Annotated in this window: 10 protein-coding genes and 1 pseudogene; 6 read left to right on the forward strand and 5 right to left on the reverse strand. The window is 36.6% G+C overall.

Going from position 1 to position 13416, the window contains the following annotated elements:
• The 4 genes and pseudogenes from KQI94_RS13315 to KQI94_RS13330 form a co-directional block, all read left to right on the forward strand.
• Positions 1-766, forward strand: a pseudogene (locus KQI94_RS13315) (GntP family permease); the annotation flags it as partial.
• A gap of 21 nt (positions 767-787) precedes the next feature.
• Positions 788-1936, forward strand: a complete 1149-nt coding sequence (locus KQI94_RS13320; RefSeq protein WP_002368873.1) for a glycerate kinase — start codon at positions 788-790, stop codon at positions 1934-1936.
• A gap of 141 nt (positions 1937-2077) precedes the next feature.
• Positions 2078-3091 (forward strand): sugar diacid recognition domain-containing protein, encoded by a 1014-nt coding sequence (locus KQI94_RS13325; RefSeq protein ID WP_002356518.1) that lies wholly within the window; start codon positions 2078-2080, stop codon positions 3089-3091.
• Between the two features lie 122 nt (positions 3092-3213).
• On the forward strand, positions 3214-4101 hold the full coding sequence (locus tag KQI94_RS13330) for a diacylglycerol kinase family protein (RefSeq protein ID WP_002368875.1): 888 nt from the start codon (positions 3214-3216) through the stop codon (positions 4099-4101).
• Between the two features lie 44 nt (positions 4102-4145).
• Here the strand turns inward: KQI94_RS13330 and KQI94_RS13335 are convergent, their stop codons facing one another.
• Positions 4146-5918 carry a cell division protein gene (locus tag KQI94_RS13335; RefSeq protein ID WP_228770509.1) on the reverse strand — a complete coding sequence of 591 codons (1773 nt, stop codon included), beginning with the start codon at positions 5916-5918 and terminating at the stop codon, positions 4146-4148.
• Between the two features lie 172 nt (positions 5919-6090).
• On the opposite strand from KQI94_RS13335, the gene KQI94_RS13340 reads away from it, so the two are divergent.
• Positions 6091-6777, forward strand: coding sequence for a YcjF family protein (locus KQI94_RS13340; RefSeq protein WP_002389811.1), 687 nt, complete (start codon positions 6091-6093; stop codon positions 6775-6777).
• Between the two features lie 283 nt (positions 6778-7060).
• On the opposite strand, the gene KQI94_RS13345 is transcribed toward KQI94_RS13340, so the two are convergent.
• The 4 genes from KQI94_RS13345 to KQI94_RS13360 all read right to left on the reverse strand — a co-directional run bounded on the left by KQI94_RS13345 (position 7061) and on the right by KQI94_RS13360 (position 12747).
• Positions 7061-8770 (reverse strand): ABC transporter permease/substrate binding protein, encoded by a 1710-nt coding sequence (locus KQI94_RS13345; RefSeq protein ID WP_002356521.1) that lies wholly within the window; start codon positions 8768-8770, stop codon positions 7061-7063.
• Positions 8763-9953, reverse strand: a complete 1191-nt coding sequence (locus KQI94_RS13350; protein ID WP_002388977.1) for a glycine betaine/L-proline ABC transporter ATP-binding protein — start codon at positions 9951-9953, stop codon at positions 8763-8765. Before KQI94_RS13350 ends, KQI94_RS13345 begins: the two co-directional genes overlap by 8 nt.
• A 200-nt stretch (positions 9954-10153) precedes the next feature.
• Positions 10154-10786 (reverse strand): GntR family transcriptional regulator, encoded by a 633-nt coding sequence (locus KQI94_RS13355; RefSeq protein ID WP_002356525.1) that lies wholly within the window; start codon positions 10784-10786, stop codon positions 10154-10156.
• A gap of 14 nt (positions 10787-10800) precedes the next feature.
• Positions 10801-12747, reverse strand: coding sequence for an ABC-F family ATP-binding cassette domain-containing protein (locus tag KQI94_RS13360; protein ID WP_002368879.1), 1947 nt, complete (start codon positions 12745-12747; stop codon positions 10801-10803).
• Between the two features lie 213 nt (positions 12748-12960).
• Here KQI94_RS13360 and KQI94_RS13365 point away from each other — a divergent pair.
• Positions 12961-13416 (forward strand): redox-sensing transcriptional repressor Rex (locus KQI94_RS13365; protein WP_216454499.1); only part of this gene is annotated, 456 nt, incomplete at its 3' end.

Below are 13416 nucleotides of genomic sequence, written 5' to 3' on the forward strand. Positions count from 1 at the left end.
CGTTATGATTGCTGGCTTTATTCCAGCCGTATTTGGCTTAATTACAGCTGTTGTTTTTGCAAATATCATGAGAAGTAAAGGATCAATGGTCAAAGAAACGGATCTTGTGGAGGAACAAACAAAAGAATTATTACCTTTGAAAAAGGCGTTAATCGCGCCAGTGTTAGCGATTGTCTTATTATTACTTAATCCGATTGGCGCCGTTTTAAATATTTCTTTCATCAAAAGTTTGAATATTGATGCTCTGTATATTTTGCCGTTCGCTTCAGTTGTTGGGACAATTGCGATTGGGCAAACAAAACAACTGGCCTTTTATGCATCTTCTGGCTTGAAGAGAGTAACCGATACCGTTTTAATTTTAATTGGTGCAGGTGCAATTGCTGGATTAATTTCTGTTTCTGATTTATCAACACAAATTGTCCACTTAATTTCTGTTATGGGAATTTCTGGAACCTTCTTGGCACCGATTTCTGGTATTTTAATGGGCTTAGCAGTTGGTTCAACATCCACAGCGGTTATTTTAGCGACAGGTTCTTTTGGACCAGCGATTTTAGATATGGGCACATCTTCACTTTCAGCAGCAGTCATGGTGCATACTGGGGCAACTGTGATTGATAGTGTTCCTCAAGGCAATTATTTCCATATTACGGCACAAAGTATGAATATGACGATTAAAGAAAGAATTCGAGTGATTCCTTATGAAATGTGTGTCGGTGGGGTAATGACGATTGTTGCAACCATTTTATATGGCTTTATTTTAAACTAGTTGGAAAGTAGGCGCGAAAAGATGACGAAAAAATTTGTTTTGGCTCCAGACTCATTTAAAGAAAGTATGAGTGCAAAAGAAGCCTGTCTGGCAATGGAAAAAGGGATTTTAGCTGTATTTAAAGATGCAGACATTCAACATGTCCCGATGGCAGACGGCGGGGAAGGAACGGTGGATTCCTTAGTGGATGCAACAGGAGGCACAAGAGTACCAGTGCGTGTGGCAGGACCGCTTCCTGATCAAATCGTTGAAACCTATTACGGCTTATTAGGTGACCAAGAAACGGTGGTCATTGAAATGGCGAAAGCCAACGGAATTGAATTGGTCAAAGCAGCAGAACGTAATCCCTTGATCACTTCTACTTATGGTACAGGAGAAATGATTCAACATGCGCTCAATCATGGGGCAAAAAAAATCATTATCGGCATTGGTGGTAGCGTGACAAATGATGGGGGTGCAGGTATGATTCAGGCACTTGGTGCGCGTTTGTTAGACAAGGAAGGACAAGAATTGAAACGTGGCGGTGGTGCATTAGATAAACTGGCGCAGATCGATTTAACACAGTTTGATCAACGTATTTTTGCTACCGAAGTTCTAGTAGCAAGTGATGTGAATAACCCACTAACAGGGCCAACAGGGGCGTCTCATGTCTTTGGCCCGCAAAAAGGTGCGACAGAAGAAATGGTGGCTCAATTAGATAAAAACTTAGCCCATTATGCAGCGATCATCAAAAGAGAAATCGGCATTGATATTGAGATGATGCCAGGCGCAGGAGCTGCTGGTGGTTTGGGTGCAGGGTTACTAGCATTCACAAAAGCTCAGTTACGCCCAGGGATTGATATTGTCGTAGAAGTGAATCAATTAGAAGAAAAAATAAAAGCCGCTGATTATGTCTTTACTGGTGAAGGTGGGATGGATTTTCAAACAAAATTCGGCAAAGCCCCTTATGGCGTCTCGCGTTTGGCCAAGAAGTATCAAAAACCGGTTTTCGCTTGTGCTGGCTATATCGGCAAAGATGTGGATGTCCTCTATGAAGAAGGGATGACGGCTATTTTTGGAATTTTGGCCAAAGCCGAACCATTGGAAGCAGCATTGAAAAATGGACCAGTTAACTTAGAAAGAACCGTTGAAAATATTGCTCGTACATTACAGCTGGTGCCTTGTGACTAAGAACTAACCATGGTATCATCAGTAATGAAAGCTGAAATAAAAATGTTCAGTCGTTGATCTGAAGAATTAAGCGTTTGGGACATAAGTCATTGTGGCTTATGTCCCAAACGCTACTCGCTTTTTAGAAAGTTGGCGATAGCAATGTTAAAATTAGACAAAATCCAAGCAAATAAAATTGTTGAAAAGTTGATGGCAGATATTCCTTATAACATCAATATTATGGATGAACGAGGAAAAATTATTGCGAGTGGAGATTCTGCTCGAATTGGGGAGCGCCATCGTGGCGCAGAAAGAGCCATCAATGAACGAAAAAATATTGAAATTTATAAAGATACTTCTTTAGAGAAAAAAGGCACCAATGAACCGATTATTTTGAATGATCACATTCTAGGTGTCGTAGGCATTTCAGGAGAACCAGACGAGGTGCGCAAATTTACCAAGCTTGTGCGCTCGATTGTTCTTTTACTGACAGAAGAATTAAATACACAACAAGAACGCGAAAAAAAGAAAAAACAAAAAAATCAGTTTATCCAGCACTTAATGCATGTTGATTCTGCTTACTCAGAAGCCTTAAAACTTGAAGCGTTGGAACTATATAACCTTCAATTAGACGACCAGAATCATTGTGTACTGACCAAGGACAAGCGCTTATTATCCAGTTATTATCCTGGCCATGAAATATTTGAATGGGAAAATTGTTATCTGGTGATTACTTCTGAACCACCTCAGATAACAAAGCCAGTAACAGAATATCTTGTGATAAGTTCGGAAAAAGCCACGATTCAACAAATGGTCCAAGAGGCACAAAACACGTATTTACTTCTATCGTTTCTCCAATTAGAAAAGGCTAAGTTTTACCAAGCAGAAGATTTTTTCATTCAAGGAATTTTTAATTTTCCTTTTCATATTGAATTGGATTTTTTTGAAACCATCCAGACGATTTATGATGAATACTATGAAACCGTTATTTTTTTCGCCAATCATAACTTAAACATCAATGAAACCTCACAAGTATTACATATCCATCGAAATACATTGAATTACCGCTTGAAACGAATTCATGAATTGACGGGGATGGATCCAAAAGTTTGGCAAGATTTTTGGAAATTGTTCTATTATTTTGCCTATTGCTTTAAAGAACGTTTTGAAAAGTAGTGAGGAGCAGGAATGCTTGTTTGTTAAGCAAGTGTCAGCATATTTTTCGCCAGAATTAAAAATATCTTTTATAATAATTGTAAGGAATCAAACGATTTAGATATCAATGAGGAGTGGTGCCAGTGAAAAAAGCAGTTTTAATTGTTAACCCCAGTTCTGGTGGTGAAAAAGCCAAAGAATTTGAAACGTTAGCAGAAGAAAAATTAAAGCAGTTATTTGATGAAGTTGTAGTGAAACAAACAGAAAAAGGCGGCGATGCAGAACAATTTGCCCGTGAAGCTGCGGAAAGTCACTTCGACAGTGTTTTCGTAATGGGGGGAGATGGAACCGTTAATGAAGGAATTAGCGGGTTGGCAGAACAAGCTTACCGCCCAAAATTTGGCTTTTTTCCTTTAGGAACGGTGAACGATTTAGCGCGAGCCTTGAATTTACCGATGGACCCTGAAGAAGCGATTCAACAATTAGATTTAGAAAAAACCAGTGCTTTAGATGTGGGGAAAATCAATGACGACTACTTTATGAATGTCGTTGCAATTGGGACGATTCCAGAGTCAATTAACGACGTGGACGTTGAACAAAAAACGAAGTTAGGAAAACTCGCTTATTTTATTTCAGGTGCCAAACATTTAGCGAATGCTCAAACGTATCCTTTTCATTTAAGCTTGGATCAAAAAGAACAAACCATTGAAAGTAGTACCGTTTTAGTTGGCTTAACGAATTCAATCGGTGGGTTTGAAACATTATTACCAGAGGCCCAAGTGGATGATGGCAAACTTCATTTAGTTTATTTAAAAGATCAATCATTATGGGATGCAGTAAAAGCAGTCCCAGATTTGTTAAAAGGCGTCGACCAGTCCACTGATAATTTAGTTTACCTAACCTTTAAAGAAGGAACAATCTCCTTAGAAAACCAAGAAGAATTAACCACTAATGTGGATGGTGATGAAGGAGCTGCTTTGCCAATTACGCTGAAAATTTTGCCTAAACACTTGACGGTGTATTGTGGATAAAAAATAAAACGAGTGGAAGATAATTTCCGACTCGTTTTATTTTTTTAATGACGTTTTTTTATTTTATAAATTCCTGCATAGATAAGATAAAGAACTAAGCAAATGTAAGAAATATTTTGGACATATTTTGTAATAATGAAAGCAGTGGTTGGTTTATATCCTAGCACTAACGAATTTTTACCAGGCACTGCTTGGAGAATGATACTCCCAATAGTAGAAGTTTTATATTGAGAAGTACTTAGTTTTTTTTCATTCAACCAAAGTTCACTTCTAGAATAAGCAATTGCTGGAAGTAAAGTTTCAACTGATTCATTGGATTCATTTGTCCAATTCAATTGGAGCCTTCCGTCAGAAAGAACATGTTTTGCCACTTTTAGATTGCTGTTAGCAACTTCATTCCAGTATGTTGTGTAGGGGGACTCTTTCTGTTGCAATTGATTATTTATAGGTAAATAATCAGTTAACGGTTTAATAACTACTTTAAGTGGATCACCTAGCTCATTTTTTCCACCATATAATTCTTTCACTTTAGTCATATCATTTATTTTTGTCTTCAAGGAGCTGCTATCATTAGATAAAGGTTTATTTGAATGCCAAGTATTTGCGCTAGAGAGGATTGCTTGATGGATAAGCAAACAAGAAAGTATAGATACGGTCATGTAAATTATAGTGCTATAGCTATACAAATGAAATTTGTTAAAACTGATTCTTTGCAAAAATAACGTGAAACTTAGAATTAGTAATACAAATGATACACTAGCAAATCGTTGTGGAAATTGGATTCCTTGGATTATAGGTATCAGCCTAGGAATATCATCCCAAGGTAAAAGGTTCGAAGAAATTAAAAGAAAGAATAACCCTATACTGTTTAGTACTTTCTCAATAAATGGAATAGTTGTCCAATTAAAAATAGTTAGAATACAAAGAAAAAGAAATATAATTGTAAAAAAAATACCTAAAGAAGACCATCCTTGGACATCTAAAGAAACTTTCATACTATACGGCAACATTTTGTCTACAGAATAAGGTTTTAATAACTGATTTGTCGTGAAGACTTCTAACATTCCTGTAATTAAACGTGAAGTTAATAAGAGTGTGAGTAAAGCTGCCAAAAACGCATCAATAAGCATTTTTAGTTTATCTTTTGTTTTAAATATTCCTATTATAAAAAAAGGAATTAACGCTAAAATGACAAGAAAGGTACTGAAAACGTGCAAATTTATAATCAGTACTACAGGTAAAGATAACAATACTGGCTGAATAGGTCTTGAACTATCGGTGACCATTTTAATTGCAGGAATAAAGACTAAAGGTAAAATTGCACTAGCCCAACCAGATGAAGCTTCGGATGTAATAAACACACTAATTGCACTTGTTGACATATATAATAAAGACATACTCACAGAATATTTATAGGTGATTTTACAATAACGACCTAAAACAAACATTGATATCCCAGCAGAGAAAAGGCAAAAAAATCCAGATAGAACTTGGAATCTAAACCAATTTTTAGCGATTGCTAACAGACCTCCTAAAATAAAAGAAAAGTCTGGTGCATAAACAGCGTTAATAATTCTTCCAGACTGTTGAAACCCATAAACAGATTGAAAATAGTTATAAGTTCCTGTCTTTTGTTGCATATAACTTTCATAAATTTTATTCATGAAGAAATTATTATCAGAGCCTAAAATAATTGAATGTCTGAATAATTGAGCAGAAATAATCAAAAAAGCTGTTAGTAAAATAATTCCAATAGATAAGATAAGATTCTTGTAGTTATTTAAAAAACAAGAAAAGGTGTTGTTTTTTTTATTCAAGATAAAAGTCCTTTCAATTTTTTTCTTAATTATAACATACTTATAGAAGCACACTACATTGATCATAAAAAAAATTGGTTTTTCTACTCTAAAAGATTGTAAAGTCTTTTAGTCATGTTAAAAATTAAAATATGATATACTTTATTACAGTGAAAGCATAAAGGGGGATTCTATGTTTAAAAGTAAAATTAAATCTGAAAAATCGAAAAAAAATATAAATGAACTAACAAAAGAAGTACCAGAAGAAGTGATAGAAGACCCAGAATTTCGTTCTTTTTTTCAAGATGTCTTGAAAAAATTTCCACAAAAAACGTCTACGGCCATAATGAATGCTTTCGCAACTTCTAAAGGTAAAGCAGAACAATTAGTGACGAACAGTCAAACACAACTCGACAAAGTATTTGATGAATTTTTGGCTGGTGTTTCACCTGACGTGAAAAAGAAAAGTCATCAAACGATTCATTTTGCTGCATTGTCAGCAGCAATTATTGGGTTTTCACCAATTCCATTTTCGGATGCTTTTTTATTGGTACCTGTTCAATTAACTATGATGTCACGGCTGCATAAAATTTTTGGTCAGTCTTGGTCTGAAAGCTTAGGGAAAAGTTTAACCAAAGAATTAGTAGTGGTTAGTTTAGGTAAGAGCGCAGTCGGGAATATTCTAAAAGTGATTCCTGTTGTCGGAACTGTGACTGGTGGCATGGTCAATGCTTCAGTTGCGGTAGCAATTACGGAAGCGCTTGGCTGGGTTACCGTCAAAATGTTAAACGATGGTGTTGATATCTTTGATGATGTGATGTCTTTCAAAGGACAATTTTCAACATTATTTAAAGCCATCCAAAATGCTAAAAAGAAATAATCACTGTATCGATTAACTAGGGTGAGACACATTTAAACTTTTTTAAGTAATTCGTAGCAAATTTCCAAGGTTTTCGTCACAAATTATTCACAGGTTCTCGTTAATATATAAGCATACCAACAAAACACCCAACATAAACACTTTTCATTTTTACTCCTCAAGTAAAAATAACTCCTTTCCACTCAGTCTACCCAACTGAGTGGTTTTTTTTTCGAAAAAAGAGGGCGTTGAACAATTTGTTCAACGTCCTCTTTTAATAGATGGGGAAGTCATTTGTTAAGAATTATTTTTTCCATTCTGCTACTTGGTCTTTATGTGAATCAACCCAATCACGTGCAGCTTCTTGTGGGTCTTTGCCTTCGTTAATTTCTAACATGACAGATTCCATATCCTTAGTGGTCCAATGGAAATTATCTAACACTTTGTAAGCTTCTGGTTGATCTTCTTTTAGGCCTTGGCGAGCCATTGTGTGAATCGCTTCTTCGCCGCCCATAGTGCCTTTTGGATCAGCTAAATATTTTAAATCATATTTTGCAAACATCCAGTGAGGAGACCAGCCAGTAATAACGATGTCTTCGTTGTTTTTAATTGCTTGTCCTAAGGCGACAGTCATGGCACCTGATGAAGAAGTTTCAACAGACCAATCTTTCAAATTAGGATAAGCTTCTTTAGTTTTCTCTGCTGCTGCAACAACACCAGCACCAGGTTCAATTCCAGTAATCTTTTTCCCAGCTTGATCAGATAAATCTTCGATAGAATCAACATCCATATAAGAAGGGACGACAATTCCTAACTTCGCGCCTTTAAGGTTTTCACCAAGGTCGTCTAATTTATCTTTATATTGTTTATATTGCTCTGCGTGAGTTCCTGGCAGCCACGCACCAACCATGGCATCTGTTTCACCTTTAGCTACAGATTCCCACATGATTGCGTTATCTAAAGGAGTCGTTTTAACATCATACCCCATATCTTTTAAGACTTCGGCAACCACATGTGTGGAGGCTACTTCGGTATCCCATTCCACATAAGAAAGGGAAATTTGCTTATCATTTGTTGTTGTAAAAATTGAAGCACCAACTAAGCCAGCAACAATTACAACAACCGCTGCAATAATCCCATATTTTTTCTTTTTAGAGGTGGCACCAGCTGCTTTAGGGGCTGCTTTTTTATTATTTAAATGTTGAGTAAAACGGTCAATGATAATCGCTAAAATAACTAAAGCCACACCATTTACGAAACCGTTCCCGACTTGTGCACGTTGTAAAGCGGAAAGGACACCACGTCCTAATCCAGGCGCACCAATCATTGAAGCAATAACTACCATTGATAGGGCTAGCATGGTTGTTTGGTTAACACCAGCCATAATCGTGTTTTTCGCTAAAGGTAATTCTAATTTGAATAATTTTTGCCAGCCAGTACTACCGTAAGAATCAGCTGCTTCAACAAGTTCATTTGGCACTTGTCGAATTCCTAAGTTCGTAAAGCGTACGGTTGGTGGTAAAGCGAAGATAACAGAGGCGAAGACCCCAGGAACCATACCAATTCCGAAGAATGCAACGGCTGGAATCAAGTAAACGAAACCAGGCATTGTTTGCATGAAGTCCAAAATCGGTGTAATGATACTTTTGGCTTTTTCGCTTTTCGCCATTAAAATCCCTAGTGGCACACCAATGATAATGGAAATAACACTAGAAAGTAAAACTAACGTAACGGTACTCATTAAATCGTTCCATAAGTTTTGATTATAGATAAACATTAAGCCGATAAACGTGAATAAACTTAAGCCAATTTTTTTATTAGAAATAAAGAAAGCAGCAATCGTTAATAGCACAATCAGCACAAGTGGTGGTACGGCTGTTAGTAAGGCAGTAATGTTGTCCATTACACTTTGACCAATTGTTTGTAAAAAGCTGAATAATCCAGCAAATGTTGAAGTTAACCAATCAGTAAAACTTTCAACCCAAGACGCGACAGGTAATTGATACTTATTCATGTTCGTTCACCTCTGTTTCTGCAAGTGCTTCAAGTACGCTACCACGGATGACCACGCCTAATAGTTTGCCGTTATCAGTCACGGCAAGAGGCGTTTGTGCATCATAAATCAGTGGGAAAATATCATTCACTAACATATCTTTGTCGATTGTTTGAATTTCTGGATCCACACATTCTACAAGAGAAGTCCCGTTTTTACGCGCTTCTAAAGCTTTTTCTGCGCGTACAACACCTTTTAGTTGGCGTTTTTTATCCACGGCAAGTAACATACTCACTTCTTCTTGACGCATCCGTTTTAAAGCAACAGTTGGGCCATCAATTTCAATGTTAGTAGTTAAAGCAGGTACCATAATATTTTGGGCAGTTAAGACTTTTGAACGATCCACATCTTCAACGAAGGTTCGCACATATTCGTTGGCTGGGTTGGTTAAAATTTCTTCTCCAGTCCCAATTTGCATAATTTGACCATCTTTCATCAAAGCAATCCGGTCGCCGATTCGTAAAGCTTCATTCAAATCATGTGTGATAAAGATAATGGTTTTTTTGACATTTTCTTGTAAATCTAATAGTTCGTCTTGCATTTCACGACGAATTAACGGATCAAGAGCAGAGAACGCTTCGTCCATTAATAAAATTTCTGGATCGTTAGCCAAGGCACGAGCAAGGCCGACACGTTGTTGCATCCCACCAGATAATTGACTTGGTAATTGGTCTTTAAAAGCAATTAAGCTAGAATTTTCTAAGGCTTTTTCAGCTTTTGCTTGGCGTTCTTCTTTAGGAACACCACGAATTTCTAAACCATATTCCGTATTTTCTAAGATAGTTCGATGGGGGAAAAGACCAAAGTTTTGGAAAACCATGCTCATTTTATTTCGACGTACTTCACGTAATCCTTCTTTATCTAAAGAAGAAATATCTTGTCCATCAATATAAATATTTCCTGAAGTTGGTTCAATCAAACGATTTAATAAACGAATTAATGTTGATTTTCCACTTCCTGATAACCCCATAATAACGAAAATTTCGCCTTCTTCAACTTCGAAATTTACATCATAAACACCGACTGTGGCACCCGTTTTTTCTAAAATTTCTGTTTTACTTTTGTTGGCACGAATCATTTCAAGTGCCGGTTTGGTTTTCTTACCAAAGATCTTGGTAAGGTGATTTACTTTTACTTTTGGCAAATCATTGTTCCTCCTCATTAAAAAAAGTGACTACATCAGACTACTATAAAGTTGTCACTTTGTCAAATTAGATGAAAATCTTTCTGAAAATGAAGAAAAACAGTATTTTAACTAGGTTTTATAGTGGGTTTTTATGAAAAATAGAAATAATAAATAAAAAAAGTGACTATTTACCGCAAGATAAGTAGTCACTTTTTTGTTTAAGGATAAAAGAAATTCTGCACTCGTTGTAAGGTTGATTCGTCATGTCCAACAAAATAAAGTGTGTCGTTCAACGAAATCTTTGCATATGGACCAGGTGAGACCAGAAGCTCTTCTTTGTGTTTGATGGCGATAATCGTTGCCGAAGTGTTTTGCCAAAAATTCATTTCGCTAATCGTCGCCTCAAGATAAGCAGCTTCTTCTGTTAAAACTAATGAATAAGGATTCATTGGATTGAAAGAATCAAAACGCTTTGTTTGTTCAACAAGAGTATCTAGAATGCTAGAAAAATGAGTAAGTTCTTCTTTTTGTTTCGCTACGCTATCTAGCAATTCTTCTTTAATTTCAGCAATCGTTTGAACGTCTTGATATTGTGTCACAAAGTCCTGCGCTTTTTCTTTTGATGCCACATAGAAGCCGCTACCGTGTTTGGCTTTAACGATTTCTAAATCAACTAAAACGATAATGGCTTTGCGGGCTGTTTCTGGCGACACTTGGTATTGGTTAGCTAGGGTGGAACGGGCATGGATTTTATCTCCGACATGTAATTTGCCTTCTGCAATTTTTTCCGCAACATCAACGGCGATTTGTTGATATTTGGGCTTCGTTAAACTGATTTTTTTGGAAGCCATAGTGAATCCCTCCGTTAATTGTTATTTTCCATTTCTTCTAATTCTAAACTGAAATTTTCCCATTGCTCAAGTAGTTCATCTTGTTGCTGACGAGCATCATCTAATTGTTGGTTTAAAGCCAGCAATTCAACATGATTTTCTAGAATGTCTGGTTGACTCATTTGTGCTTCTAATTGTGCAATTGTCGTATCTAGCTGAGCAAGATTTTCTTCGACTTGTGTTATTTTTCTTTGCAAAGTACGGAGTAATTTTTGTTGCTCCTTGTTTTGATAAAAGGTATTTTTGGCTGTGACTGGTTCGGGTTTTTTCGCCGCTTCTTCATTAGCTAAGAGGGCAGCGATTTCTTCTTCCTCTTGTTTCTTTTCTAAATAATAATCATAGTCGCCTAAATAAAGTTTGCTGCCTTTTTCAGAAAGCTCAACAACTTTTGTTGCAATTCGATTGATAAAGTAACGGTCATGGGAAACGAAGAGGATGGTTCCTTCATAATCAATCAGCGCATTTTCTAAAACTTCTTTATTATCGATATCCAAGTGGTTGGTTGGCTCATCGAGAATCAAGAAATTGTCACGATCCATCGCTAATTTTGCTAATGCCACACGTGCTTTTTCGCCACCGCTTAATAAAGGAATCGTTTTTTCAACATCGTCTCCACTGAAGAGAAAGCCGCCTAAAATACTTCGAATCTCTTTTTCAGGTGTGGTTGGGTGTTCATCCCATAATTCCGCTAAGACCGTTTTATTGCCATGTAAATTGGCTTGCTCTTGGTCATAGTAACCTACAGAAACATTGGTGCCAAAAGTTTTACTTCCTTTAATGAAAGGAATGCGATCAATAATTGATTTCAAGAGAGTAGATTTACCAATTCCGTTCGGTCCGACTAAGGCAATGGCTTCTTTGCGACGAATATCCAAATGAATAGGTTCGGATAAAATATGTTCTTGGTCGTAACCAATGGCGGCATCTTCGACTTGTAAAACAACATTTCCCGAGACTTTTTCACTATCGAAAAGAAAATGCGCCGATTTTTCATCTCCTTGAGGTCGGTCTAAACGGTCCATTTTTTCTAATACTTTTCGGCGACTTTGTGCACGTTTCGTTGTAGATGCACGAACCAGATTTTTGGCAACGAAATCTTCTAACTTATTGATTTCTTCTTGTTGCTTTTCATACGCTTTCCATTCACTGGCTAATTGTTCTGCTTTTAACTCTAAGTATTTGGAATAGTTTCCTTTGTAGTGAGTCATTTTTTTGCGGCTCAGTTCATAAACTTCATTAACTACCTTATCTAAAAAATAACGATCGTGGGAAACAATCAATAGGGCGCCGGCATAGCTTGGCAAATAAGATTCCAGCCAAGAAAGCGTCTCGATATCTAAGTGGTTTGTAGGCTCGTCCAGAATTAAAATATCTGGTTTTTGTAAAAGCATTCTCGCTAATGCAAGCCGGGTTTTTTGACCACCAGATAAGGTTTGAATATCTTTCGTGTAAAAGGATTCATCGAAGCCAAAGCCGTGAAGGACTGAGCGAATTTCATTTTCATAGCCGTAGCCATTTTTTTCAGAAAACGTATGTTGCAATTGATCGTACTCTTTTAAAATTCCTTCATAAACGGAAGTGGTTGGCTCCATTTCACTAATTTTGGTTTCTAATTCTCGCATACGCTGTTCCATTTCTAGGATGTCAGCAAAGGCTTTTGTCATTTCATCCCAAACGGTTTTATCTGATTCTAAGCCGGTATTTTGAGCTAAATAACCTAACGTAGCAGTTTTATTTTTGGCAATGGTTCCGCTATCGGGAGCATCAATGCCTGCAATGATTTTTAAAAAAGTCGATTTTCCAGCACCATTACGACCAACTAAGGCAATCCGACTTTTTGTTGCAATTTCTAAATGTATGTTTTCAAACAATGTTTCCGAGCCAAAATGCCGGGCAACTTGATTTGCTTGTAATAAAATCATCAGTAGTCCTCATTTCTAAATTCATTGCCCTTAGTGTAGCATAAAATCTGCTAAAATAGCACGTATCAAAAAATGCTTTGTGAAGGTTTATACCTTTTATCACAAACTTTTGAAGAAAAATGCTATTTTTGAGCCATAGAATTGCTTTTTATTGTGAAAAACTGCTATTATGTTAATGGATAAGATTTAAGTGAAAGTATTGGAGGTCCAATTGTGAAAGATCAAGTTATTCCAAAAGCAACGGCGCGACGCCTTCCTTTATATTATCGCTACTTAAGAATGTTACATGATACAGGAAAAAATAAAGTCTCATCAACTGAATTAAGTGAAGCGGTACAAGTAGACAGTGCGACTATTCGTCGTGACTTTTCATATTTTGGTGAATTAGGTAAACGTGGGTACGGCTATGATGTTGAAAACTTAATGAACTTTTTTGCAAAAACATTGAATGAAGATGAGTTAACCAATGTCGCATTAATCGGGGTTGGTAATTTAGGAAGTGCTTTATTAAAGTACAAATTCCATCAAAGCAACAGTATTCGTGTAAGTTGCGCATTTGATGTGAATGAAGATATTGTAGGACGCATTGTTGACGGTATTCCGGTTTATCCAATGGAAGATATGATGGAACAAATCCGTGTTCAACAAATCGAAGTAGCTATTTTAACT

The sequence above is a fragment of the Enterococcus sp. S183_ASV_20 genome, from assembly GCF_018919685.1.
In the GTDB taxonomy this organism is placed as follows: domain Bacteria; phylum Bacillota; class Bacilli; order Lactobacillales; family Enterococcaceae; genus Enterococcus; species Enterococcus faecalis.

What these genes read in the sequence shown, in the direction of transcription:
- KQI94_RS13320 (WP_002368873.1), top strand. Translation starts at nt 788, where the DNA reads ATGACGAAAAAATTTGTTTTGGCTCCAGACTCATTTAAAGAAAGTATG.
- KQI94_RS13325 (WP_002356518.1), top strand. Translation starts at nt 2,078, where the DNA reads ATGTTAAAATTAGACAAAATCCAAGCAAATAAAATTGTTGAAAAGTTG.
- KQI94_RS13340 (WP_002389811.1), top strand. Translation starts at nt 6,091, where the DNA reads ATGTTTAAAAGTAAAATTAAATCTGAAAAATCGAAAAAAAATATAAAT.
- KQI94_RS13345 (WP_002356521.1), bottom strand. Translation starts at nt 8,770, where the DNA reads ATGAATAAGTATCAATTACCTGTCGCGTCTTGGGTTGAAAGTTTTACT.
- KQI94_RS13355 (WP_002356525.1), bottom strand. Translation starts at nt 10,786, where the DNA reads ATGGCTTCCAAAAAAATCAGTTTAACGAAGCCCAAATATCAACAAATC.
- KQI94_RS13360 (WP_002368879.1), bottom strand. Translation starts at nt 12,747, where the DNA reads ATGATTTTATTACAAGCAAATCAAGTTGCCCGGCATTTTGGCTCGGAA.